Source organism: Pseudomonas sp. efr-133-TYG-23 (genome assembly GCF_030209215.1).
Taxonomy (GTDB): domain Bacteria; phylum Pseudomonadota; class Gammaproteobacteria; order Pseudomonadales; family Pseudomonadaceae; genus Aquipseudomonas; species Aquipseudomonas rhodesiae.
Map to the genome: position 1 here is coordinate 120,482 of NZ_JARVSL010000008.1, position 23,415 is coordinate 143,896.

17 protein-coding genes are annotated in these 23,415 nt (G+C 60.8%); 8 read left to right on the forward strand and 9 right to left on the reverse strand.

Annotation, left to right across the window (positions count from 1 at the left end):
* The first annotated feature begins 140 nt into the window (after positions 1 to 140).
* Together QRN41_RS04830 and QRN41_RS04835 are read left to right on the forward strand one after the other, a co-directional pair.
* Positions 141 to 1,643: an ATPase domain-containing protein gene (locus QRN41_RS04830; protein WP_034097943.1), complete on the forward strand. Its 1,503-nt coding sequence runs from the start codon at positions 141 to 143 to the stop codon at positions 1,641 to 1,643.
* Positions 1,640 to 3,319, forward strand: a complete 1,680-nt coding sequence (locus QRN41_RS04835) for a response regulator (protein ID WP_285421233.1) — start codon at positions 1,640 to 1,642, stop codon at positions 3,317 to 3,319. The genes QRN41_RS04830 and QRN41_RS04835 overlap by 4 nt, the downstream gene beginning before the upstream one ends.
* A gap of 281 nt (positions 3,320 to 3,600) precedes the next feature.
* Here the strand turns inward: QRN41_RS04835 and QRN41_RS04840 are convergent, their stop codons facing one another.
* The 5 genes from QRN41_RS04840 to QRN41_RS04860 all read right to left on the reverse strand — a co-directional run bounded on the left by QRN41_RS04840 (position 3,601) and on the right by QRN41_RS04860 (position 10,169).
* Positions 3,601 to 3,978, reverse strand: a complete 378-nt coding sequence (locus QRN41_RS04840) for a response regulator (RefSeq protein ID WP_034097949.1) — start codon at positions 3,976 to 3,978, stop codon at positions 3,601 to 3,603.
* 79 nt (positions 3,979 to 4,057) lie between these two features.
* On the reverse strand, positions 4,058 to 5,251 hold the full coding sequence (locus QRN41_RS04845; RefSeq protein WP_034138069.1) for a hybrid sensor histidine kinase/response regulator: 1,194 nt from the start codon (positions 5,249 to 5,251) through the stop codon (positions 4,058 to 4,060).
* Positions 5,245 to 5,844: a chemotaxis protein CheB gene (locus QRN41_RS04850; RefSeq protein ID WP_034113756.1), complete on the reverse strand. Its 600-nt coding sequence runs from the start codon at positions 5,842 to 5,844 to the stop codon at positions 5,245 to 5,247. Before QRN41_RS04850 ends, QRN41_RS04845 begins: the two co-directional genes overlap by 7 nt.
* Positions 5,841 to 6,671: a CheR family methyltransferase gene (locus tag QRN41_RS04855; RefSeq protein WP_371263992.1), complete on the reverse strand. Its 831-nt coding sequence runs from the start codon at positions 6,669 to 6,671 to the stop codon at positions 5,841 to 5,843. The genes QRN41_RS04850 and QRN41_RS04855 overlap by 4 nt, the downstream gene beginning before the upstream one ends.
* A complete protein-coding gene (locus tag QRN41_RS04860; protein WP_285421234.1) occupies positions 6,672 to 10,169 on the reverse strand; it encodes a response regulator in 3,498 nt (1,165 codons plus the stop codon).
* A 282-nt stretch (positions 10,170 to 10,451) separates the two neighbouring features.
* Here QRN41_RS04860 and QRN41_RS04865 point away from each other — a divergent pair, with 282 nt between their 5' ends.
* The 5 genes from QRN41_RS04865 (at position 10,452) to QRN41_RS04885 (ending at position 18,988) form a co-directional block, all read left to right on the forward strand.
* On the forward strand, positions 10,452 to 14,054 hold the full coding sequence (locus tag QRN41_RS04865; protein ID WP_285421235.1) for an Mcf1 protease effector domain-containing protein: 3,603 nt from the start codon (positions 10,452 to 10,454) through the stop codon (positions 14,052 to 14,054).
* A 199-nt stretch (positions 14,055 to 14,253) separates the two neighbouring features.
* On the forward strand, positions 14,254 to 14,613 hold the full coding sequence (locus QRN41_RS04870; protein WP_285421236.1) for a response regulator: 360 nt from the start codon (positions 14,254 to 14,256) through the stop codon (positions 14,611 to 14,613).
* Positions 14,614 to 14,861: 248 nt separating this feature from the next.
* Positions 14,862 to 16,262, forward strand: a complete 1,401-nt coding sequence (locus tag QRN41_RS04875; protein WP_285421237.1) for a DUF1254 domain-containing protein — start codon at positions 14,862 to 14,864, stop codon at positions 16,260 to 16,262.
* A 144-nt stretch (positions 16,263 to 16,406) separates the two neighbouring features.
* Complete coding sequence (locus QRN41_RS04880) at positions 16,407 to 17,975, forward strand: J domain-containing protein (RefSeq protein WP_285421238.1); 1,569 nt, start codon at positions 16,407 to 16,409, stop codon at positions 17,973 to 17,975.
* Complete coding sequence (locus QRN41_RS04885; RefSeq protein ID WP_285421239.1) at positions 17,975 to 18,988, forward strand: DUF3829 domain-containing protein; 1,014 nt, start codon at positions 17,975 to 17,977, stop codon at positions 18,986 to 18,988. The genes QRN41_RS04880 and QRN41_RS04885 overlap by 1 nt, the downstream gene beginning before the upstream one ends.
* Here the strand turns inward: QRN41_RS04885 and QRN41_RS04890 are convergent.
* Complete coding sequence (locus QRN41_RS04890; RefSeq protein WP_285421240.1) at positions 18,985 to 19,656, reverse strand: DUF3313 domain-containing protein; 672 nt, start codon at positions 19,654 to 19,656, stop codon at positions 18,985 to 18,987. The two genes, QRN41_RS04885 and QRN41_RS04890, sit on opposite strands and share 4 nt — an antisense overlap.
* Positions 19,657 to 19,846: 190 nt before the next feature.
* Between QRN41_RS04890 and QRN41_RS04895 the strand changes: the two genes are divergently transcribed.
* A complete protein-coding gene (locus QRN41_RS04895) occupies positions 19,847 to 20,539 on the forward strand; it encodes an aspartate/glutamate racemase family protein (RefSeq protein ID WP_285421241.1) in 693 nt (230 codons plus the stop codon).
* On the opposite strand, the gene QRN41_RS04900 is transcribed toward QRN41_RS04895, so the two are convergent.
* The 3 genes from QRN41_RS04900 to QRN41_RS04910 are packed head-to-tail and all read right to left on the reverse strand — an operon-like array spanning position 20,536 to position 23,371.
* Entirely contained in the window at positions 20,536 to 21,048 is a 513-nt protein-coding gene (locus tag QRN41_RS04900; protein ID WP_034097965.1) for a GNAT family N-acetyltransferase, read from the reverse strand. The two genes, QRN41_RS04895 and QRN41_RS04900, sit on opposite strands and share 4 nt — an antisense overlap.
* A gap of 60 nt (positions 21,049 to 21,108) precedes the next feature.
* A complete protein-coding gene (locus QRN41_RS04905; RefSeq protein ID WP_285421242.1) occupies positions 21,109 to 22,176 on the reverse strand; it encodes a DUF1176 domain-containing protein in 1,068 nt (355 codons plus the stop codon).
* 55 nt (positions 22,177 to 22,231) lie between these two features.
* A complete protein-coding gene (locus QRN41_RS04910; protein WP_285421243.1) occupies positions 22,232 to 23,371 on the reverse strand; it encodes a glycerate kinase in 1,140 nt (379 codons plus the stop codon).
* Positions 23,372 to 23,415: the final 44 nt, after the last annotated feature.

Genomic DNA, 23,415 nt, shown 5'->3' on the forward strand with positions numbered 1-23,415 from the left:
CTACAACAAATTGGAAAAAAGCCGACGCCGCGCACAAACCCGGCGAAAACGTTGAACCCCCGCAATAGCCAACGGTCAAGTGCATATGGCGCGCCCGAACGGGCGTGCACCTCTCCTCGCTTGTGACCTGAGGGCACTTCTTGTCTACATCTAAAGCGCTGTTAACCGAAAAAGCGGCCACTGGCATCGAAGGTCTTGATGACATTCTTTCCGGTGGTTTGTCCCGCAGCCATTTGTTCCTGCTCGAAGGTGAGCCGGGGACCGGCAAAACTACCGTAGCCCTGCATTTCCTGCAGGCCGGCGCGAAAAACGGTGAAACATCGTTGTACATCACCCTGTCCGAAACCGAGCGCGAACTGCGCCAGGGTGCCAAGTCCCATGGCTGGGACCTGGATGACAATATCCACATCTTCGAACTGACCCCGCCCGAAAGCCTGCTGAACGCTGAACACCAGCAGAGCCTGCTGTATTCCTCCGACCTGGAACTGGGCGAAGCCACCCGGCAGATTTTCGAAGTGGTCGAGCGCGTAAAGCCGACCCGTGTGGTGGTCGACAGCCTGTCCGAGATTCGTCTGCTCGCGCAAAGCTCATTGCGCTATCGCCGACAGATCCTTGCCATCAAGCATTACTTCGTGCGCTACGACGCCACCGTTTTGCTGCTGGACGACCTGACCACCGAATCCCTCGACAAAACCGTACACAGCGTGGCCCATGGCGTGATTCGTCTGGAAGAACTGACCCCCAACTACGGCGCTGAACGCCGACGCGTTCGGGTGGTGAAGTACCGTGGACAGAAATACCGCGGCGGTTTCCACGATTTCACCATCATGGGCGACGGCATCCATGTGTTCCCGCGCCTGGTGGCGGCCGAACATCGTGGCGGCTACATCCGCCAGACCCTGAGCAGCGGCATTCGCGAACTGGATGCGCTGATGGGCGGCGGCGTCGAGACCGGCTCCAGTAGCCTGATCCTCGGCCCGGCCGGTACCGGTAAGTCGCTGATCTCGATGATCTTCGCCGCCGCCGCCGTGGCCCGTGGGGAAAAAGCCGCGTTGTTCATTTTCGATGAAGAACTGGGCCTGCTGTTCGAACGTATGAAAAACATGGGCATCGACCTCGCCGCCCTGCAAGCCACCGGCAACCTGCTGATCGAGCAGGTAGACGCCGCGGAACTGTCCCCCGGCGAGTTCTCCCACCGCGTGCGCCGCTGCGTGGACGAACGCGGGATCAAAACCGTGGTGATCGACAGCATTAACGGCTATCAGGCCGCCATGCCAGAAGAGAACGCGCTGATCCTGCATATGCATGAGCTGCTGCTGTACCTCAACCGCCGTGGCGCGGCAACCTTCATGACGGTGGCCCAGCACGGTCTCGTGGGTGACATGCAGGCGCCGGTGGACATCACTTACCTGGCCGACACTGTGATTCTGCTGCGTTATTTCGAAGCGCTGGGCAAGGTCCGTCGCGCCATCTCCATCATCAAGAAGCGCACAGGCACCCATGAATCGACGATTCGCGAATACCGCATCAGCAACCAGGGCATGACCGTGGGCCAACCACTGGATAATTTCCAAGGCGTGCTGCGCGGCATCCCCACTTACATGGGCGCCGGATCGCCGTTATTGAAGGAAGAGGGAGAGTGACAGACCTGTCTGCCGTCTCCGAGCGTGCCATTGTGCTGGCGCCCATGGGCCGCGACGGCACCTTGGCGCTGATGATGCTCAATGAGGCCGGCTACAGCGGCATCATTGCCAGCAACCTCAAGGCCCTGTGCGAAGCCCTGGAACAGGGCGCAGGTCTGTTGATCATCGCTGCCGAGGCTTTGCGCGGCATCGACCTGGAGCCGTTACTGGAGCGTCTGCACCAGCAGCCCGCCTGGTCGGACCTGCCCATCGTGCTGCTGACCCACCACGGCGGCGGCGAGCAGAACGGCTCATCCCACCTCAGCGGCTTGTTGGGCAACGTGACGTTCCTTGAGCGGCCGTTTCACCCGGTGACTTTGATCAGCCTGGTCAGCGCCGCCCTGCGCGGGCGACGCCGCCAATATGAAGCGCGGGACCGCTTGATCGACCTCAGCGAAAGCGAGCTGCGTTTGCAACGCACCCTGGAAACCCTTGAACAACAGGTCGAAGAGCGTACCGCCCAACTGCGCAACAACGAAGAAGCGCTGCGACAATCCCAGAAAATGGAGGCGGTCGGTCAATTGACCGGCGGCATCGCCCATGACTTCAACAACATGCTCACCGGCATCATCGGTAGCCTGGAGCTGCTGCGAAGGCGTGTGGCCCGTGGCAAGCTGGACGATCTGGACAGCCTTATCGACCTGGGCGTCACCTCCGCCAACCGCGCCGCCGGCCTCACCCACCGTTTGCTGGCGTTTTCTCGCCGTCAGTCCCTCGACTCCAAACCGGTACAAATCAACCAGTTGGTCACGTCCATGGGTGAGCTGCTGCAACGCAGCATCAATGAAAGTATCGGTCTAGACATGCGTCTGAGCGAGCAATTGTGGACCGCCGAGGCCGACCCCAATCAGTTGGAAAGCGCCCTGCTCAACCTGGTGATCAATGCACGGGATGCCATGCCCAACGGCGGCAGGCTTATCGTGGAAACCACCAACCGCCATCTCGACAGCGTGTTCACTGCCGCTTATGGCTCCCTCACACCGGGCGACTACGTAGAGTTGAGTGTCAGCGACACCGGTTGCGGCATTCCCGAAAGCGTTATGGGGCGCGTGTTCGACCCGTTTTTCACCACCAAGCCGATTGGCCAGGGCACCGGGCTGGGTCTGTCGATGATCTATGGCTTTGCCCGTCAGTCCCGTGGCCATGTGATCATCCATAGCGAAGTCGGCAAAGGCACCACAGTCAGCCTGTTCCTGCCACGTTTTGTCGGCGAAGTGATCGCCCAGCAAACGCTGAATCCTACCCTGCTGCCCTACGCCACTGACGGCGAAACCGTGCTAATCGTCGAGGACGATGCGGCGGTGCGCTTGCTGGTCAGCGCAGTGCTCAAGGAGCTGGGCTACGCGTACGTCGAGGCCGGCGACGGCAACACCGCCGTGCCGATTATCCAGTCCGATCAGCGTATCGACCTACTGATCAGCGATGTCGGGCTGCCAGGCATGAACGGTCGCCAATTGGCGGAAATTGGCCGGCAGCTCAGGCCGGACCTCAAAGTGCTGTTCATCACCGGTTATGCCGAGCATGCCGCAGTGCGCGGCGGCTTCCTGGACCCGGGGATGCAGTTGATCACCAAGCCGTTCACCTTCGACTTGTTGACGGCCAAAGTACGGGAAATGATTTGCGCACCCTCAGACTGAAGGTATTAGCGCTCTGGTAAGGCTGGGAAAAGCTATCGTTTCGGCAGAAAGCAGGACCGCTCAGCGGGTACGAAGAGCATGGGGGGAGGTAATCCCTTCCTCTGCCAGTGACTCGATCGCTTTACAGTCAACGGAAAACGCAAAAGTTCTCGGGCCCCGGTCATAGCTGGGCAGACCTCACGGGGCCGATCATGCAAGCCGCAGAGGTGCTTAGCCCAGTTAAATTCACCCACGGGAATTCAGGCTCAGCAAGAGCCTGAATTACGCCCAAGCGACTTTGCTCATGCCAACAAACGCTGGATATGCTCTTGCAGCGTATCCAGATCAAACGGCTTGGCCAAGATCGGCGCATTGCGCGTGATCGGGCTGTCGCAGTCGAGAATTTCCTGCGGGTAACCGCTGATGAAAATGACCTTAAGTTCCGGGCGCAACTTGATTGCAGGCTCGGCGATCTGCACGCCAGAGATGCCACCCGGCAATCGATAGTCAGTCACCATCAGGTCCAGATGGGGTTTGGTGGCGAGGATTTCAAAAGCCTGTTCGCCGTTGATCGCCTTCAATACCCGGTAACCCAGGCCCGCCAGGTATTCACCCAACACAAACATAATGGACTCGTCGTCTTCGACGATCAGTACGACATCTTGTGCATCTTCACTCATGGGAAGCCTTTGTCCGGTCAATTGCTGCAACTACGACCATGGGGTCACGTAGAAGGTTGCGTCGAGGTGACGATTGAGTTCACGCCGCCGGTTCAAGGGGCAAGCACACGCGAAACAGAGCGCCCTCGCCTATCCGACTCTCGACTTCAATGGTGCCGCCGTGGGCCGCGACGATCTGCTCGGAAATAAACAGCCCCAAGCCCAATCCGGCTGCAACCTGACTGGCCGATACACGCTCGAACTGTTGGAAAATGCGTTTCTGGTTTTCCTCGCTGATGCCGATACCACGGTCGCGCACTTCGACCCGCGCCTCACCGTGTTCGCTGTACACCCGCACGTCCACCGGGCTCTTGGCGCCGTAGCGCAGTGCGTTGGTCAGCAGGTTGGTCACCACCTGCTCGATCCGGAACTCGTCCCAATGCCCCACTACCGGGCCTTCGGCCGACAACTGCATGGACGACTCAGCGGCGGCGACTTGCGGAGCGAAGTTCTCCACCAAGTTGCTAACCAGTTGCGCCAGGTCGAAGCGCGCCGGGCGAATCGATAGTTTGCCGGTACGGATGCGCGACACATCGAGCATGTCTTCGATCAGACGGATCAGGCTGCGGATCTGGCGCTCATCGCGATCGACCATGGCGTGCATTTTTTCCAAGGTGAACGCTGCGGCGTTGTCTCGGGCCAGATGCATCTTGCGCAGTTGGGTTTCCAGAATCAGGCCGTTGAGGGGGGTGCGCACTTCATGGGCGACGATCGACATAAAGTCATCGCGCATGCGCACCGCCTGCTCCAGCTCGGCCTGAGTGGCCTGCAAGCGGTTGAGCAGCAGTTCCTGTTCGCGGCGGCTGCGCTCCAGCTCTTCGACCTGCAATTTCATCGCCTTGCTCTGGCGATACAGGTCGACAAACACATTGACCTTGCTCTTGACCGCATGGATATCCAGCGGCTTGTGCAAGAAATCCACCGCGCCACTTTCATAGCCCTTGAACGCGTAGTTGAGTTCCCGGCCAGCGGCGCTGACAAATACGATGGGGATGTTCTTGGTCTTCTCGGTGCCGCGCATCAGCTCGGCCAACTCAAAACCATTCATGCCGGGCATCTGCACATCGAGAATCGCCATGGCGAACTCATGCTCCAGCAACAGGGACAACGCTTCGTCGGCGCTCAATGCCTTGAAAACCTGGCGGTCCTCACGCTTGATCAGCGCTTCGAGGGCCAGCAGGTTTTCCGGCAGATCGTCGACGATCAGCAGTTTGGCCTGGACAGTACTTAACATGGGGAAGATTCCAGCAAAACCAGCAATGAGCCTATCCGGCTCAGAGTCAGAATATGGTCAGGTGTCTGCAACGCCAGGGCTGCACGGGGCATAACGTCCACGCGTGCTTCCGCTGGGTCCTGTACAACAGTGGTGCCGTGTTGCTGTTTTACGTAGGCCAGTCCCCGTGCGCCGTCCTGGTTGGCGCCGGTCAGCAGGATCGCCAGCAGCCCGGGGCCGTAAGCATCCGCCGCCGAGGTGAACAGAAAATCGATGGACGGACGCGAGTGATGTACCCGCTCTTCCTGGCTCAGGGACAGGCTGCGATCCTGCTCCACCGACAAGTGATAGCCGGGGCCGGCGAAGTACAAGGTACCGGGCTCGATGGATTGCTTGTCCTGGGCTTCGCGCACCGGGATGCGCAGGCGCCGGGCGAACACTTCGGCCAATTGGCTGCGGCGCTCATCCGGTAAGTGCAGCACCGCGATGATGGGCAAGCCAAAGCCATTAGGTAGTTCGCTGAAAATACCCAACAACGCTTCGACGCCGCCGGCGGACGCGCCGACGACGATGGCTTCAATCCCGCGAATCGGGCTGGCTGCAGCGTCGTTCATGATTTGCGGTAGATCCGTTCCTGCTTGACCAAGGGTTCGAAGTGTTTGTTATAGCCGGAGAAATCCAGGGTTTCCTTGCTGCCCAGCACCAGGAAGCCGCGATGGCATAGCGACTCATGAAACAATCCGAACGCTCGGTCTTGCAACTTTTTATTGAAATAAATCAATACGTTACGACAAGAAATTAATTGAGTTTCTGAGAAGACACTGTCGGTGGCCAGGCTGTGGTCGGCGAACGTCACGTTTTCCCGCAGTGTCTTGTCGAAGATCGCGTAATCGTATGCCGCCGTGTAGTAGTCGGCAAACGAACGTTGCCCGCCGGCCTGCTGATAATTGGTGGTGTAGGCCCGCACGTTCTCCAGGGAAAAAATGCCCTGTTTGGCTTTGTCCAAGGACGCTGGGTTGATATCGGTGGCGTAAATGATCGTACGCTCCAGCAAGCCCTCTTCGCGCAGCAGGATGGCCATGGAGTAGACCTCCTCCCCCGTGCTGCAACCGGCGATCCAGATCTTGATCGACGGGTAGGTCTTGAGCAGCGGCACTACTTCCTGGCGGATCGCCAGAAAGTGCGACGGGTCGCGGAACATCTCGCTTACCGGGATCGTCAGGAACTGTAATAACTGCATGAACGCCGCCGGGTCATGCAGCACCCGCTCCTGCAGCGCGGAAATGGTGGCGCAGTCGAACTGGCGCATGGCATGGGCCACGCGACGTTTGACCGACGCCCCGGAATAGTCGCGAAAGTCATAGCTGTACTTGAGGTAAATCGCCTCGATCAGCAGGCGCAGCTCAATATCGCTGCTTTTTTCCAAAAAACTTCGCTCCACTTAAATGCGTTCCATCTTCGGCAGCCATACGCGAATCAACGAGAACAGACGATCCAGGTCGATCGGTTTGGCCAGGTAATCATTGGAGCCGGCCGCAAGGCAGCGCTCCTGGTCGTCTTTCATGGCCTTGGCAGTCACAGCGATGATCGGCAGCTTTTTCCAGCGCGGGTCCTGGCGGATCAGCGCCGTGGCCTCGTAGCCGTCCATCTCCGGCATCATCACGTCCATCAGCACCAAGTCGATGTCCTCGACCTCATTGAGGCGGTCGATGGCTTCACGGCCGTTACGCCCGATCACCACGACCGCGCCTTTATGCTCCAGGGCGCTGGTCAGGGCAAAGATGTTGCGTACATCGTCGTCTACCAGCAGAATTTTGCGCCCTTCGAACACCTTGTCGCGGCTGCGAGCGGTCTTGAGCATCTTCTGGCGTTCATGGGACAGCTGGGATTCGACTTTGTGCAGAAAGAGTGTGACTTCGTCCAGCAGCCGCTCCGGCGAGCGGGCGCCCTTGATGATGATCGAGCGCGAGTATTTGCGCAGTTCGGCTTCTTCATCGCGGGTCAGGTTGCGCCCGGTGTAGACGATGACCGGCGGGAACGAGCAGATGTCCTCGGTGGCCATGCGTTTGAGCAGCTCGTTGCCGAGCATGTCCGGGAGCTTGAGGTCGATGATCATGCAGTCATAGACGTTGCTGCGCAGCAGTTCGAGGGCTTCCTGGGCAAAGCCTACGGCGGTGATCTCGATGTCATCGTCGCCGATCAGGCGGGCAATGCTGTCGCGTTGCAGGTCATCGTCCTCCACCAGCAGCACGCGTTTGACCTTTTGCGTCAGCTTGGCTTCCAGGCGCGCGAACACGTCCTTGAGTTCTTCACGGGTGGTGGGCTTGACTGCGTAGCCGATGGCGCCCATGTGCATGGCGGCCTCGACCCGGTCTTCCACGGAAATCACATGCACCGGGATGTGCCGGGTGCTGGCGTGTTCCTTCAGGCGTTGCAGCACGGTCAACCCGGAATGGTCCGGCAGGCGCATGTCGAGCAGGATCGCGTCGGGGATGTACTGCTCGGCCAAGTTGTAGCCTTCGTCGGCGCCGTGGGCGACCAGACATTGGTAGCCCAGTTCATGGGCCAGGTCGAACAGGATGCGCGCAAAGTTCGGCTCGTCTTCCACAACCAGGATGCAGCGCGTGGTGAACGGGGCCTTGTCGCGGTCGTCGGCAAAGCGCGGGATCTGCTCGGCATCGGCCACCGGCAAGGGCGAGACCTTGACCGGGACCGGCGCAGGTGCTGCAACCACCGGGCGCGGGGGTTCGATTGGCTGGGGCTGTTCCTCGTGCTCGACGTACTGTTCCGGCAATGTCAGGGTAAACACACTGCCCTTGCCCGGTTCGCTGGTGACGTGGATCGAACCACCGAGCAAGGTGGCCAGGTCGCGGGAAATCGACAGGCCCAGGCCCGTGCCGCCGTAACGGCGGTTGGTGGTGCCGTCGGCCTGGCGGAAGGCTTCGAAGATGCTCTCTTGCTGGTCCGGGGCGATGCCGATCCCGGAATCGCGCACCGTGAACACAATCCCGCCTTCGGCCGCGCCGGACACCGACAGGCTCACCTGGCCCTGCTCGGTAAACTTGATCGCGTTGGACAGCAGATTCTTGAGGATCTGCTCCAGGCGCTGGCGGTCGGTGAACAGCATGGCCGGCGCCCCCTCTTGCACCTCCACCTGGAAACCCAGCTTGCGATCGGACGCCAGCGGTTCGAACATCCCCCGCAGACCGTCCACCAGACGCGCCACGCTGGAATTTTCCGGGCGTACTTCGAGCTTGCCGGCTTCGACCTTGGAAATATCCAGGATGTCGTTGATCAGGTTGAGCAGATCGTTGCCCGCCGAGTAGATCGACTCGGCAAACTTGACCTGCTCGGCACTGAGGTTTTCCTGGGGGTTTTCCGCCAGCAATTTGGCCAGGATCAGTGAGCTATTGAGCGGCGTACGCAGCTCGTGGGACATGTTGGCGAGGAATTCGGACTTGTATTTGCTTGAACGCTGCAGCTCTTCGGCGCGGTCTTCCAGCTCCAGCTGGGCCTGGTTCAGCTCGATATTCTTGCGATCCATGGCGTCGCGCTGCTCGGCCAGGGTCTGGGTCTGCTCGGCCAACTGCTCGTTGGTCTGCTCCAGCTCTGCTTGTTGGGTCTCCAGATGAACCTGGGATTCCTTGAGGATGCGCGACTGTTCTTCGAGCTCCTCGTTGGCGGTCTTGAGTTCTTCCTGCTGCACTTGCAGCTCTTCGTTGAGCTGCTGAGTTTCGGCCAGCACTTCCTGCAAGCGTTGGCGATAGCGCGCGGCCTCGATGGACGTGCCGATATTGCCGGCGATCAGCTCCATCAATTCCGTATCGCGCTCCTGCAGCGGGCGCAGGAAACCCAATTCGATCACGCCGTTGACGCGATCATCGTCGCTGGTGGGCATCACCAGCACGCTGCGGGTGGCGCCTTCGCCCAGGCCCGAGCTGACTTTGAAGTAGTCCACCGGCACATCGTCCAGGCGGATCAGGCGGTCCAACTGCGCGGCCTGGCCGACAATACCTTCGTCGCTGTAGATCGCTTGCTCCTGCTGCTCCTGCTCGCGGGAGAAACCGTAGGTGGCGATGCGCTTGAGGCCGCCATGCTCTTCGCGCACATACAGTGCGCCGACCACCGAGCCCATGTATTGGGCAAAAAACTGCAGGATATTGCGCCCCAGCATGTTCAGGGTCAGCTGGCCCAGCACCTGCTCGGCCAGCTCGGTCTGGCCATTACGCAGCCACGCTTGCTGCTCCAAACGCCGAGCAATCTTCTGCTGTGACGCGAGGTTTGCGCTGTAACTCTCTGAAAGAGCTACCAGATTTTTACGCCCTACATAGGCAAGAAAACCGCTCAACCCCAGTACGAATACCAGGTACAGGCCAACGCTGATCACTGTGGTACGGGTCACGTCGGCATTGCGGGTGATCCGGAACTGCTGCTCCATCGCCACCGCTTCGTCGTACTCCTTGCGGATCTCATCGGTCAGGCGCTTGCCACGCCCGGCCTTGACGGCGCTGCGGTAGTCACCGCTCTGGCGCTGCATATCAATCATTGTCTGGGCGTACTTGTTCCACTCCAGTTGCAGCGCTTCCAGACGCTTGAGGCGATCGACCTGCTGCGGGTTGTCGGCGACCAGTTCTTGCAAATTGCGCAGGTCGGACATGATCCGTGGTTTGGCCACCTCGTAGGGATCGAGGAAGTGCTCGTCGCCGGTGATCAGGAAGCCGCGCATGCCGGTTTCCAGATCGACTGTCAGCTTTGACGTCTCATTGAGGTTATTGATGACCCGATCGGTGTGCTCCACCCACTGGATCACCGACAGCAAATAGGTGATCAGGCACACGAAAAACACCGCGCTGAGCACGCCCACACCCAGGGGCAATGCCACGTTTCGGCTCAGGAGGGTACGAAAGCTCTTTTCATCGACGGACGAAGCGGGAGTCATGGGCATGCCTTGGCCAAATACGGAAAAACGGGGAGTTTGCCCCAAACGTGGCAGTGAGGGCTATGTTTCTGACGCAACGAGCGGAACAAAACCTGGCGGTTAGCCACCTTTAGCGCCCTCGCCGCGCGTTGTTTGCCCTTATTTGTCTACATATAGGCTGACAACTTGGGCATGTGGCTCTGCGGAACGCTCTTGTTTGCAACGGACACCTAATGACAAGCCTCGGGTACAGGGATGTTCGTCAACAAGGCACTTCCAACCATGACCAACAGGTAGCCCGCGATGAATGCAGTCAACACCCCACGTTTGCCCACTCCCTCTGCCCTGGTGAGTCCACCATTGGCATCGGTTTCCCGATTACCGTCAGGCGCGAGCACGCCTCAAGCTCTTGCAAAGCCTGAACAGTCCTCCTCTTCCGGCACGCAGAGCCTGCAACAGGCCCTGGCCGACCAGCGTAACTGGGGCGAATTGGCGCAGGCGCTCTTCAGCCTGGCCAAGGAGCTGCCGGCAGACGCCGATGAACAGGCCGTGGCTGACGCGTTAAAAGCGCGGTCGATGCCGCGCCACCTGGCCTCTGGCACCGCCACTACCGTGAACCTTGACGCGTTTATCAGCGAACAACGCCTGGCGCAGCCTACCCGCCGCCACTACGTTGTGTACTTGGCCGAGGCAGTGGCCCAGCGGGCACTGCAGTCGCCCCTGGGCAATTTCGGCGGTGGGCTGTCCTGGCCGATCCCCTTGAGCGTTGCCGACCAGAGCAAAATCGGCACGCTGGTGGACAAAAATACCGCAGGTCTGCCCGGTCTGCCGCTGGAGGATGCGCGCAAAGGTGCCCTAGGCTATCTGCTCGAACAGACGCCGTTGTCCGATGCAGAGCTGCGAGACCCGCCCAACGCCCTGGCAAAACTGGTGGCATCCCCTCGCGCCCAGGCGCTTGGCCAGGCGATCCAGACCGAATTGGGCGGCGCTGACACCCCTGGCAGCGTCAATGACTACGTGCTCGCGGCCATCAACATGGGCCTGGACCTGGACTCGATGTTCGTCCCCCATCGCAACCATGTGGCCGGATTCGATCTGGCCAGTGAGCAGCACTGGGGCAAGGCGCCGTCCGATATCGTCAACCGGCTCAGCCTGCACTTGGTCAAGGAAGGTCGCGCCACCCACGCAACAGCGAGGTTCGCCGCGCACTTGCTACTGGCGCGGGTGGCGCCGCAACTGCTCGTCAAAGAGATACCGGCCGCGCTCACCTATGGCAGCCAGGCCTGGGCCAGTTTCTGCATCGCCGCAGCAGCGGTGGAGGCGCAAGCCCCGGGGACGGTAGCCAATATGACGTTTGCGCAAGTCATGCAGGCAGCAAAAGGGTCCGGCGCGGTGGCCCCCGAAGGTGCGCAGAGAGGGGCTTTAGTGGATTGGGCGGTGGTCAACGGTATGTTGCCCAAGCGTGAGAACGACAGTTACACCGCTGATGAGCTGGACAACGCGAGAAGCGCCTATAACGCCCAGCAATCCGAGCGACTCAACGCCTCGGCCCAACTGAGTAGCGAGCTGCCCAGCCGCGAACAGATCGCGTTGCAAAAGCTGCGCGAGACCTTTGGCGATAACGTACCGTTCGAAGAAAAACTGTTGAGCATAGACGATACCAGCACGCCCTATGAGGGGCCGCTCTATGACCCGAATCGACGACCGGCCGGGCGGTATTCGCTGCTCGACATCGCCATGATGGAGCTGCGCGATTACACTTGGAAAACCACCGACCCGCGCATTCCTATCGCAGCGGTCAACGCGCCGCTCGCGCTGGGCGTGAACAAGGCGTTCAACGAGCAATTCAAACAGACCATCGATTCACACAAGCAGGGCTTGGGGACGCTGGTCAAACAGCTTGTCTCCCAGTTGCCGCCCGCCGACCGCCAGAATCTGGAGCACGGCAAGCTGGAGTTCTTCCAGAAGAAAACCTATGAACTGGGATTGGATTTTACCTCCCGCACCCTGCACCACACGGATCAAAAACTGTTGATCAAGGCCACCGGCGCGGACGGTGTGACGGTGTATGAAGTGGATAGTAAGCGCGGCACGATCAATAAGGTGCCCGAGAGCGAACTGACCCGACGCCGGGAGCGCAACGCCAATCAAGAAGAAAAAATTGAGGCGTTCGTGCCCAAGAGCGTCGCAGCCGGCAATTTTGCGCTCAAGCCCGCGGATGGCACGCTGGCACCGGCCACCTTTACCTCGTCGCGCACTCAGTCGATTGGCGATGCGTTTGTGGAACACCTCGATATCGACAATGCACAGGTGGTCAAGCAAGCCAAGGGGGTCACCCCTCTGGACAAGCAAAACGAGGTGGAATGGAAACTGGCGGATTTCTTCTTGAACCTGGTGCCGCTCAGGTCCGCTATCGTCAACTTTCAGAATGGCAACTATGCCGATGGCGCCACGGACCTGGCACTGGATATGTTCAGTTTCGTGACCGCTGGAGTGGGAACGGCGGGCAAAGTGGCCAAGGCCGTCAAGAGTTCGGCGTCGACGACGGTCAAAGCCCTCAACACGGCGAAGGTGATCGGTGCCGCCGCCATCGGTGCCTTCAACCCCGTAAGCGGGGCCGGCGACTTACTGGTCGGGGCTGCACGGGTTACGCAGGCGGTAGGGCGAACGATTGCCAAAGGCACACGCGCCGTGGCTAACACAGGGGTTTCCCTGGTCACCCAAGGGGTCAATGCTCTGCGCGGCGCAACGGGCGCGTATGACTTAGTCCGGGCCAACAAAGGCTATGCCACGCTATCGGCGGGTACGTTCACCCTCGCGGACCGAACCGTGGAGACTACCGCAGTGCTGCACAACAACCAATGGCATGCCTACGACGTTGCCCGGCAACAGCCGTACGGCCCCGCCTTGGCGGACTTCAAACCTGCGGTGCCGCCAACCCGAGATATGCCGCTCCACGGCTTTTTCGACCGCATTTACAACCTGCTCCAGCCTGAAAACGCTCAAGGCACTGTCACCCGCCTGACCAAGGAGGAGCATAAGAACTTTACCGCCAAATATAACCACGGCATGCGTAAGGAAAACCGTGCAGCCTTTGACCAAGGTTTCGACTACGGCAATCCAAGTGATATCCCCGGTTATTCACCTAACCTGAACATTCCCGATCTGCAGCGCCTGTTGCAGTATTGTTTCTCTCCCGAAGACATAGGCACATTGGCCAAAGCCATCAAGCAAAAAGCTATCGCGGAATCTTTCCACCGCCTGGCGTACTTTGAAAAAGATATCGCCGCAGCAGGCGGGCATTTGCATCGGATGCCCCAGGACTTCTACCTCAGCCTGGTCAATATGGGCTCCGAGGGCGAATGTGCGGGCATTTCCAATGCCATGGCCCTTGCCATCGGCACCGGTAAAGAACACACGCTGCTGAGCAATTTCTACACCGCCGCCGCTAACCCGAACGTGCCAAGCAATGCCGCTTTTATCAGCAATATAGAGACCCTACAAAAGGTCACCGGCACGGAAACCCTTTATCACATGGGCCAGACGCCCCGGCGTGTGCCCTATACCACCATTATCTCGGAGTTGGCCAATGCCACCGAATCAACCACCCTTAGGGTCGCATCGGAACACCACGCGCTGCTCGCGGGTGTAAAGGTCGACGGTGCGAGCAAGCAATGGTTCTATTTCGATCCCAACTATGGGTACGTCACGTTTGATTCGCTGGATTCGATGAAGAATGGTCTGGAGCGCACGTTGAACAGGGGTATATCGCCCTATCGACTTGACGCCTATAAGCGCGATTCCGCTGTTCCCGAGTATCAGATAAGTCAATTCTCCCCCACAGACCTGACCCCAGACCGTACGGGTAATGTCGACGTATCGAGCCTCTCCACTGCGGTCCTATAAGCCGTGCCTGCGGCCCCGACGTTGCTGCACCCAGCGCGCCGGGGCCGACTTGCTGCCGCGCATCATCCGGGCAAGACATTCGCGCAGACTCCCGTCACAATAAGCGCGCCAGGGGAACTTGCTGCGATCGACACGACTCACTAGAGGATGGTCTTTGCATTCACACGACCTGCACCTCCAATTTTCGGGAAACCTCACTATGTCCGCAGCCTCCTCCACCATCCTAGTAGTCGAAGACGACCACATCGTGCGCATGTTGATCGTCGATGTCCTCGAAGAGTTGGAGTTCACGGTCATTGAGGCGGCTGACGCAGAGGAGGCACTGGGCATGGTCAATGATGAAAGCCAGCTGATTCAGCTGATGATGACCGATGTGGGCCTGCCGGATATGGACGGCAAAGAACTGGCAGCCAAAGTACGCGCACTGCGGCCCGGCTTGCCGATCCTGTTTGCCAGCGGCTATGCCGAAAACATCGACGCGCCGGCGGACATGCATGTGATTGGCAAACCGTTTTCCATCGATCAACTGCGTGACAAGGTCAAGTCCATCATCGGCTGACTGCCTCCGTTTCCTCGCCTGCGCCGTACCTTCAACGCCTGCCATTAGCTCTTATCGCGCAGGGCGATAGACGCGTAGACGCTATCCCATCGATCAATCGGTCGTACAGGACAAAAGACTTCCAGCGAAACTGGGTGCAAACTCTGCCGGCCAGCGATTACCTGCCGTACGCCACCGCGCACGAGGCCTACTTTCGATAAAAGCTGGAAACTCATGACATCACCCAGTTCCCTAAGAGACGCAACAACATGATCAGAAAACCGACGCGCCTGCTGTTAGCGAGCCTCTCGATCCTCCTGAGCAGCGGCGCCTGGGCCGATTTCACCGCCACCCCGAGCGAAGCGCGGGCCATCGCCAAGGAAGCCTACCTGTATGGTTTTCCGGTAGTGGAAATGTACAAAACGCTCTACACCCAAGCCGTCGACAAGGGCGGCGCCAACTTCAAGGCGCCGTTCAACCGCATCGGCAATACCGCCCAGGTGTTAACGCCCAAGGACACCGCATTCGTAAGCCCCAACGCCGACACGCCCTACTCATTCGTGTGGATGGATCTGCGCCGCGAACCGCTGGTGCTGACCCTGCCCAAGATCGAAGACAACCGTTACTACTCGGTGCAGTTGATCGACCTCTACACGCAGAACTTCGCCTACCTGGGCACACGCAGCACGGGTAACAACGGCGGCCACTACATGATCGCCGGGCCGGACTGGAAAGGTCAGCAGCCGGTGGACATCGATCGCGTGGTCTATAGCGAGAGCAATATCGCTTACGCGCTGTACCGCACGCAGTTGTTCGACGAGAAAGACCTGGGCAAGGTCAAGCAGATTCAGAGCGGCTATAAAGTCCAGCCGCTGAGCAGCTACGTCAAGCAAGCCGCGCCAGCCAATGTGCCAAAGGTCCAGTGGCCAAAACCCACCGCCACTATGAGCGACAGCCCGCAACTGTTCCGCTACCTGAATTTCATGCTGGCGTTCGCCGCCCTCCAGGACAGCGAGAAAGACCTGCTGGCGCGCTTTGCCAAGATTGGCGTCGCCCCGGGTGCGCCCTTCAAGTTCAACCAGCTCAGCGCCGAACAACGCAAGGCCCTGGAAGACGGGATTGCCGACGGCAAGGCCGAGTTTGCCGCGTTCAAAAAAGACAAGCTCGACACCCACCAAGTGTCTAACGGTGACCTGTACGGTAGTCGCGATCACCTCAACAACAACTACTTGTACCGCTACGCTGGTGCCAACATGGGCATCTTCGGCACCTCCAGTGACGAAACCGCCTACCTGAGTTATGTCGTCGACAGCGAAGGTAAACCGGCCAACGGTGCACGTCATAGCTACACACTGCATTTCAACAAGGACCAACTGCCACCGGCGGACGCGTTCTGGTCGCTGACCATGTACAGCGCCAAGACCCAGCAATTGGTCCCTAACCACAAGAAGCGCTACTTGATCAATTCGCGCATGTTGCCCAGTCTCAAGCGCGATGCCGATGGTGGCCTGACCCTGGCCTTGCAACATCACGAACCGCCCAAAGCCGAACAGAGCAATTGGTTGCCCGCTCCTCCCGGTCCTTTCTACGCCGTACTGCGGATTTACCTGCCCAAGCCTGAGGTAGGTAGTGGTCAATGGAAACTGCCGCCGTTGACACCGCTCAAGTAACACCGCGAGCTCGGCACCGGCGAGTCCGGACCGAGCGCGTCACTTTCCGATATCAGGCCGACAGTGCCAACCTGCACTGCCGCTGGTTTATTGGCTGCTAAAACGGGTAAGGTGCGCGCGATTCCCCACGGAGCTGCACCGCACATGATTTGCTGGGATGTCCTTGATCTGCCCCCGGATGCCGATAGCCGCACCATCAAGCGCACCTACGCGGCGCTGCTCAAGAAAACCCGGCCGGATGATGATCCCGAGGGTTTCCAGCGCCTGCGCGAAGCGTATGAAGCGGCCCTGAACGGGCAAGAATCGGTCATGGACGACGCGTCTGCCGCCGTTGCGGTCGAAATGGCTGCACCAGAACCGGTCGACGGCACCCTGCCCCAGCGCTATCAGCAGGCCTTGGCCCAAGGTAACGGCCTGGCATTCGAAGTGGCGCTGCTCGAACGCTGTATCAGCGACGACACCGTGAGTGATGAGGAGCGTCGCTGGGCGTTTGACACCTTCCACTGGCTCAGTGCCTGGCAGCGCCTGGAGCTGCCAGCGCAATGGCTGGATGCCCTGGCCTCTCAATGCAGGCAGGCGTTGCACAGCCAATTGGCGCTGGCACTTGCACAACGTAATGAAGCGGACTTCCTCAATGCGTACGCCCGGCGTGACGATCACGCCTGGTTGCGCCAGCCGGCGCACGCTCAATGGTTCAACCAGACACTTGCCACGTTGCTATGCGACGGCTACTTCTGGTTGCCTGCGTTGTTCGAGGCCGTCCGCGCCGGGCAGGGCTGGCCTCACGGTGGCGAAAACCCCTGCCCCGAGGATGAATGGCAGCACCTGTTGCGGCGTGAGCAAGGGCCGGCGTTCATTGCCCACCAGCGTGCGCTGGCTGTCGCGCCGCCGCACACTGCGCAACAGCGCGCCGCTCGTTTGCTGTTGGCGCCGATGACACTGGGGCAGCGACGTGCATTCGCCCAGCGCTTGAGCGAGGCCGACTGGGAGGCGTGCCGAGCGCTGGCCGCGCGCATTAAAGCCGATCATCCCGACGTTGCGCTGTCCCTGCCCGACGGTACGGCTTATTTCTGGCAGGAGTGGGAAGCTGCTGTCGACGCTTGGCCGCTGGCGCTGGCGACAGTGCTGGGCTGTGTGACAGGTGCACTGTTCCAGGCGCCGTGGTTTTCAGGAGTCCTGGTCAGCACACTGGGGCACGCGTTGGTATGGTCGATGGCCTATGTCGTGGGCGGCGCCCTGGCCTGGCAAGTGTGGCGTCCACTGGTACATCGGGTTCGCGTCCTGGATGAAAGCCTCGCCGTCAGACTACCGACGCGACTCTGCCCTACCCGCCTGCCGTTATTGCCGCTGCGCGATCTGTTGCCGGGGGCGATCATGAGCGTGGCCATCAGTGTTCAATTCGGCGCGGTTGCGGGCCTGATGATGGTGGCGACCCTGGTCGTGATCGGTGCGGGTAAGCGTCAAGCCCGCACGGGCTACAAAGAATGGTCCACCCGCCATCCGCGCAAGACCATCGGTGTATGGGGCCTTGTCACTTTGCTCCTGACAATGATGTTTGCAGCGCTCAAAAGCTTTGACAGTCATTATCAGGTGGGCCGCAATCAAGGCCTGCAACAGTGGACAGAGCGCGTGTGCAGCCGCATGCCGAGAACAGCACAACCCTGCCAGGCCCCCGCGACCCAGGCACAGTGGTACGGTCAGGAGGCTGAGTGATGAAGCCAATCATGTTGTACCCCGTCGGGGTGGTATTGATCCTGTGCCTGTTCAGCCTGGCCGGCGCCAGCAAACAACTGCAGATTGTGCAGTGGTGGCTCAACCAATTGGACAGCCCCCAGACTGCAACGGCCGGCGCGCTTGCACCGATCATCGATTGCGTTAACCGCGTGGACCGCGATACTCGGCTGGCCTACTACTTGCTGACTCAGGTCGACGCCTCAGTCCGGACGGCTGAGCGCTCCGGCGCCGCGAACTTGCCTCGGGAAGAATTTGGCGACAGCGCCGAGCCGCAAGCCCGCCTGATCCAAAAGCAGGTATGCACCCCTGCTATTACCCTCCAGCTGGAGCGCCAAGCCCCCGGCAGCCCATTGATCACGGCCACGCAGCAGTACTTGCAGACCCTTCGCAGAATCAGCGACGTCGGTACGCTGCTCAGCCCCAATCAAACCCCCGGCGCGAAAACGCCGCAGCAGCAATTATTTGGCAACGTCATGCTAGACCAGTTGAAAGCAGAACTAAGCCGTAACGGTGGCGGCTACCTGTCGGCATCCGCGGCTCTGCGTGACGATCTGACGCGTGAGGAGCTGCGTTTGCGCCCCCTACAGCTGGATTTACTGGAAGCACGTCTGGGCCGAGACCTGCATTGGCACCTGCTCAATTACATGATTGCGTCGCGCCAGGCGGTCGATCGGATCGACCAAGGGGTACGCGCTGCCGACCTGACCCCCCAAGCCCTGGCTGCGTTGACCGCTTCGGTTCAGCGTGCCCAAGAAAGTGCCGCAGCCTTTGTCGATCAGATGCCGGATAAAGAACTCACTGAAGAAACGCTGCACCTTTGGTACACCCTAAGAACCCCCGCCGATACCTACCTTGCTGCCCTGCAAGGCATGCTTCAAAACTGGCTCAACCACGCCACCCCGCAACAGCTGAGTGACGACTATGACCTCGTCACCCGCCGCTACGACGTCCTGCTCAGCTATTACAACCGGCCGGCACGCAATGCGTTTTAGTGCTTTTTGAATTTCACATAGGACTGATGCAGGTCTGAAGCCCAGCCGTCGATCACGTTTTTCACGTCATCGGCTTTCATCACCTGAGCGTCGTTCTCCAAGGGCTTGCCGGTGCCTTTGCGCACCACTTGGGCCAGGACTTTCCCCGTGGCGCCGTCGAGGAACTGCGCCTCGGTGCCGAGGGTGGTTTCTTGATCGCGAATGCCGGTGCCGGTACTGACCGCCGCCGCCACCAGTGCTACCGGGATGAACTCATAAGGTTTAAGCCCTTCGGTCTTGCTGCTGACGGCGGTGATGGCCGCGCGCACCACGATTACGCCTGGGCCTGGGGCATTGGCCAAAGGCAAGGATTTGGCCAGCTCACGCTTGAGCGCCTGGTTGTAGTAGGTGTTAATGCCGTTGAGGGTGCTGTCAGGGATTTTCGCGGTGGCCTGGGGGTTGGGATAGAACTGAGTCGGTTCGATGTACACCGCGTTATAGCGACTCAGGTCCAGTTGGGGATCGACCCAGCGCATCACTTCGACGCCTGACGGTGACTTGGCTTGCTTGAGTTGGCTGTAGTTGGAAAGAAAGCCCGAATATTCATCCGGTTGCGTGACCTGGCTGGCGCAGCCTGCAATCCCAAGCGAAGCCACGCACAACGTACTGATCATTAGCCTTAGTTTCATCATTGAACTCCCTGGCAGTCATCATCGAACGGCGGAGCTGTAGGTATAGCCAATCCTGGCGAAATGGTGCGCCCACTCGACCGATCAAGCCGAGATGACAAAAACTGCACCGGTCATTTGGCGAACAACTGCGTATGACTAATCAACCGTCGGTAAGTAAGGTGGAGCTCCCCCCTATCAGGAGCGTCACATGCGCACCATCGGCCTTATCGGCGGCATGAGCTGGGAGTCCAGCGCCGAGTACTACCGCATCATCAACCAGCGCGTGCGTGATCAGCTCGGCTCGCTGCGCTCGGCGCAGGTGTTGATGTACAGCGTGGATTTCGGCCCGGTGGCGCAGGCGCAGCACGATGGGCGCTGGGACGACGCGGCGCAGATCCTCGAAGACGCGGCGCGGCGCCTGCAGGCCGGCGGTGCGGACTGCGTGGTGCTGTGTACCAACACCATGCACTTGGTGGCGCCGCGTGTCGAAGCGGCGATCTCGATTCCGTTTCTGCATATCGCCGACGCCGCCGGCCAGGCGGCCGTGGCGGCCGGCACGCTCAGCGTCGGCCTGCTGGGCACGGCGTTCACCATGGAGCAGGATTTCCTCAAGGCGCGCCTGGCCGAGCATGGCTTGAATGTGCTGGTGCCGGAGGCCGAAGAGCGCCAGAGCGTGCACCGCATCATCTATGAAGAGTTGTGTGTGGGGATCATCAGCGACACCTCGCGCGACGCCTATCTGCGCATCATTGCGTCGCTGGCTGCCCGTGGTGCCCAGGCGATCATCCTCGGATGCACGGAAATCGGCCTGTTGATCAAGCCGGAACACACCCACCTGCCGCTGCTGGACACCACCGCGTTGCATGCGCAGGCCGCGGTGGCGTTTGCCTTGCAGGATTAAGTCGAAGGACGCAAACGCGCCATGCTGACGGTGTCGACGTAGACGCCGTCACGCAGGGCGTAGTCGCGCAGCACCCCTTCCACCTCGAAACCGAACGAGCGGTACAGACGTTGCGCGGCCTGGTTATCGGCAAATACCGTCAACTCGACGCGGTGTAGGTTCATCCAGTTGTCGGCCACGTCGAGGGCTGCCTTCAACAGCCGCGAGCCGACGCCCTTGCCCTGCCAGGCAGTTGCCACGCCCATGCCAAAGGTGCCGACATGGGCCTGGCGCACGCGCAGATACTGTTGCAGCCCCAACTGGCCAATCACCTCGCCGCCATGCAATGCCACCAGTTGCAGGCGGCGTTCGTCGTCCATCACCAAACGCTTGCGCCACACTTCAATCGACTGGAACGGCATCTGCAGTACCTGACGGCACACCGCCGGCTCGTTGTAGAGCGCCGCGACGCCGTCAAGGTGGGCCTCGGTAAAGCGCTGGATGACGATATGGGGTTCAGGCGCGTGCATGGGTTTCATCCTTTGAAAGACATGTGGTCGGCCAGTGTAGAGGCGCCGACCGTCCGCTGCCTAGGGCGCTGGAGCGGTTGTCCACAACGAAGGCCAGTCGCCGTAGGCCACCCCGGTACAGCGCGACATCATGTGAAACTCGCTGAGCTGGAAAGCCTTGCCGTCAAACAACCACACCGCCCCGGCCCCGCAATCGCCGAGCCCGCGTTGCTTGTAGAAGTAACTCAGGGTGCCGGTGGCTGGGTCGTAGCCCACCGAACCTTGCAGCGCGGCGCCGTCCAGAGGCAGCGGTTCCAGTTGCAATGCGGTCTGGGCATAAGGTGCCTGGCGCGCGCGACGCACCACCTCGTATTCGCAGTTGTAGGCCGCGCAGTCGTAGCTCAACACGGTCATGGCCTGCGAGGCGGTCAACGCACCGGCACTGGCTTCGGGTGGCGGCGAGTCTTCTTGCGCCGTTTCACCTTTGAGGGCCTCGGCCACCAAAGCTTGCTGCTCCTCGGCGGTCAACGCCGGCGCACCGGGGAATGGGCGCAGCAGCGGCATCGGCAAACGCGCCGGCACGGCACTCGCCGCACCTTTGCCGGGGCGTGCCAGTGCGGTGACGTTATCCACCCGGCCTTGCACCGCATCCATCAACAGCAGCGATGCACTCAACCCACTCAGGGATACGTGGGCATCGACGTCGCCGGGCAGCTGCAAGCGCTGACCATCGCGCAAGCGTTGCAACCATCGGCGCGCGGCGTCGTCGTCAAGTACGCCAAAGGATTGCACATGGGGATCACCGCCCTGATCGTCCAACTCCACCTGCAATGCCTGGGTCAAGTCATTGCCCAGGGGCTGGCCGTCCAGTTGCAGGGACGACAGGTCCGCCGTCTCCCCCCGATGGTCGAAGCGCAGGCGCAAGTAGCCCTTAGGGCCGGCCTTGTGCCAGATATGCAAGGTCAGCGAGCTGTAATCTTCTTCATTGGCACCGCTCGGTGCGCTGAGGGCGTGGCAGTTGCGCAGGTTGTCGCAACCGACCACCCACTCCTTGATGTCCCGCAGCAACGGCACGCGTTCGCTAGCGGGTTGTGCAAAGGCTTGGGCAGAGGAACCGGCCAGCAGGGCCAGGAGTACGGGGCGCAACATGGGGGACTCTCCGTGTCTGAAAAGGCGCGGATTGTCCCATGTTCGGCCTGTGGCGTCAGCGCCCGGCGGCCACGCGCCACACCCGCGCAATATCCGCCGCCCGCTCGCGCAACAAGCGCGGTGCCTCGCTGCACGCCTGCTCGAGGCTGATGGGCCCGCTGGGCAAGGCGAAGGCGGCGTCGACGCCGTGTGAGTACATCTGCTCGTAGCCTTCACCGAGGGTGCCGGCGATGACGATCACCGGTACGCCGTGTTGCCGGGCGATGCGGGCCACGCCGAATGGGGTTTTACCGCGCAGGGTCTGGGCGTCGAAGCGGCCTTCGCCGGTGATGACCAGATCAGCACCGCGCACGGCGGCATCCAGGCCCACCAAGTCGGCAACCACCTCCACCCCCGCGCGGAACTGGGCGCCGAGAAACGCCTTGGCAGCGAAGCCCAGGCCGCCAGCGGCGCCGCTACCGGGTTCGTCGCGCACATCGGTGGGCAGCACCCTGGCGCAGTGGTCAGCAAAATGGCCCAAGGCGGCGTCGAGCCGTTGCACCTGCTGCGGGCTCGCACCTTTTTGCGGGCCGAAAATCGCCGAGGCGCCGTGGGGGCCGCAGAGGGGGTTATTGACGTCGGCGGCAATCTCGAAACGCACCTCGGCCACGCGGGGGTCGAGGCTGTCCAGGCTGATGCGCGCCAACTGCGCCAAGGCCAAGCCGCCAGGTGGAAGTGGCTGGTCGTCGGCATCGAACATTTGCACACCCAAGGCCTGCATTGCCCCCGCACCACCGTCGTTGGTGGCGCTGCCGCCGATGGCCAGGATGATGCGCCGAGCCCCCGTCTCCAGCGCTGCGCGGATCAGTTCACCGGTACCAAAGGTGGTGGTCCGGCACGCGTCGCGCTGGTCCGGCGGCAGCAGTTGCAAACCGCTGGCTTCGGCCATTTCGATGATCGCGGTGTGGCTGTCGGCCAACCAGCCCCAGCGCGCCTGCACCGGGGCACCGAGCGGGCCGCGCACGGTCTGGCGGCGCAACTCGCCGTGGCAGGCGGCGAGCACCGCGTCCACCGTGCCCTCGCCACCATCGGCCATCGGGCACTGGATCATCTGCGCGTCCGGCCAAACCTGGGCCAACCCCTCGACAATCGCCTGGGCAACGCCTGCGGCGCTCAGGCTGTCCTTGAACGAGTCGGGGGCGATGATGATCTTCATGGGCGTTCTCCGTTTTTTATAACGCCCATGCTGCCAGTTGGCTG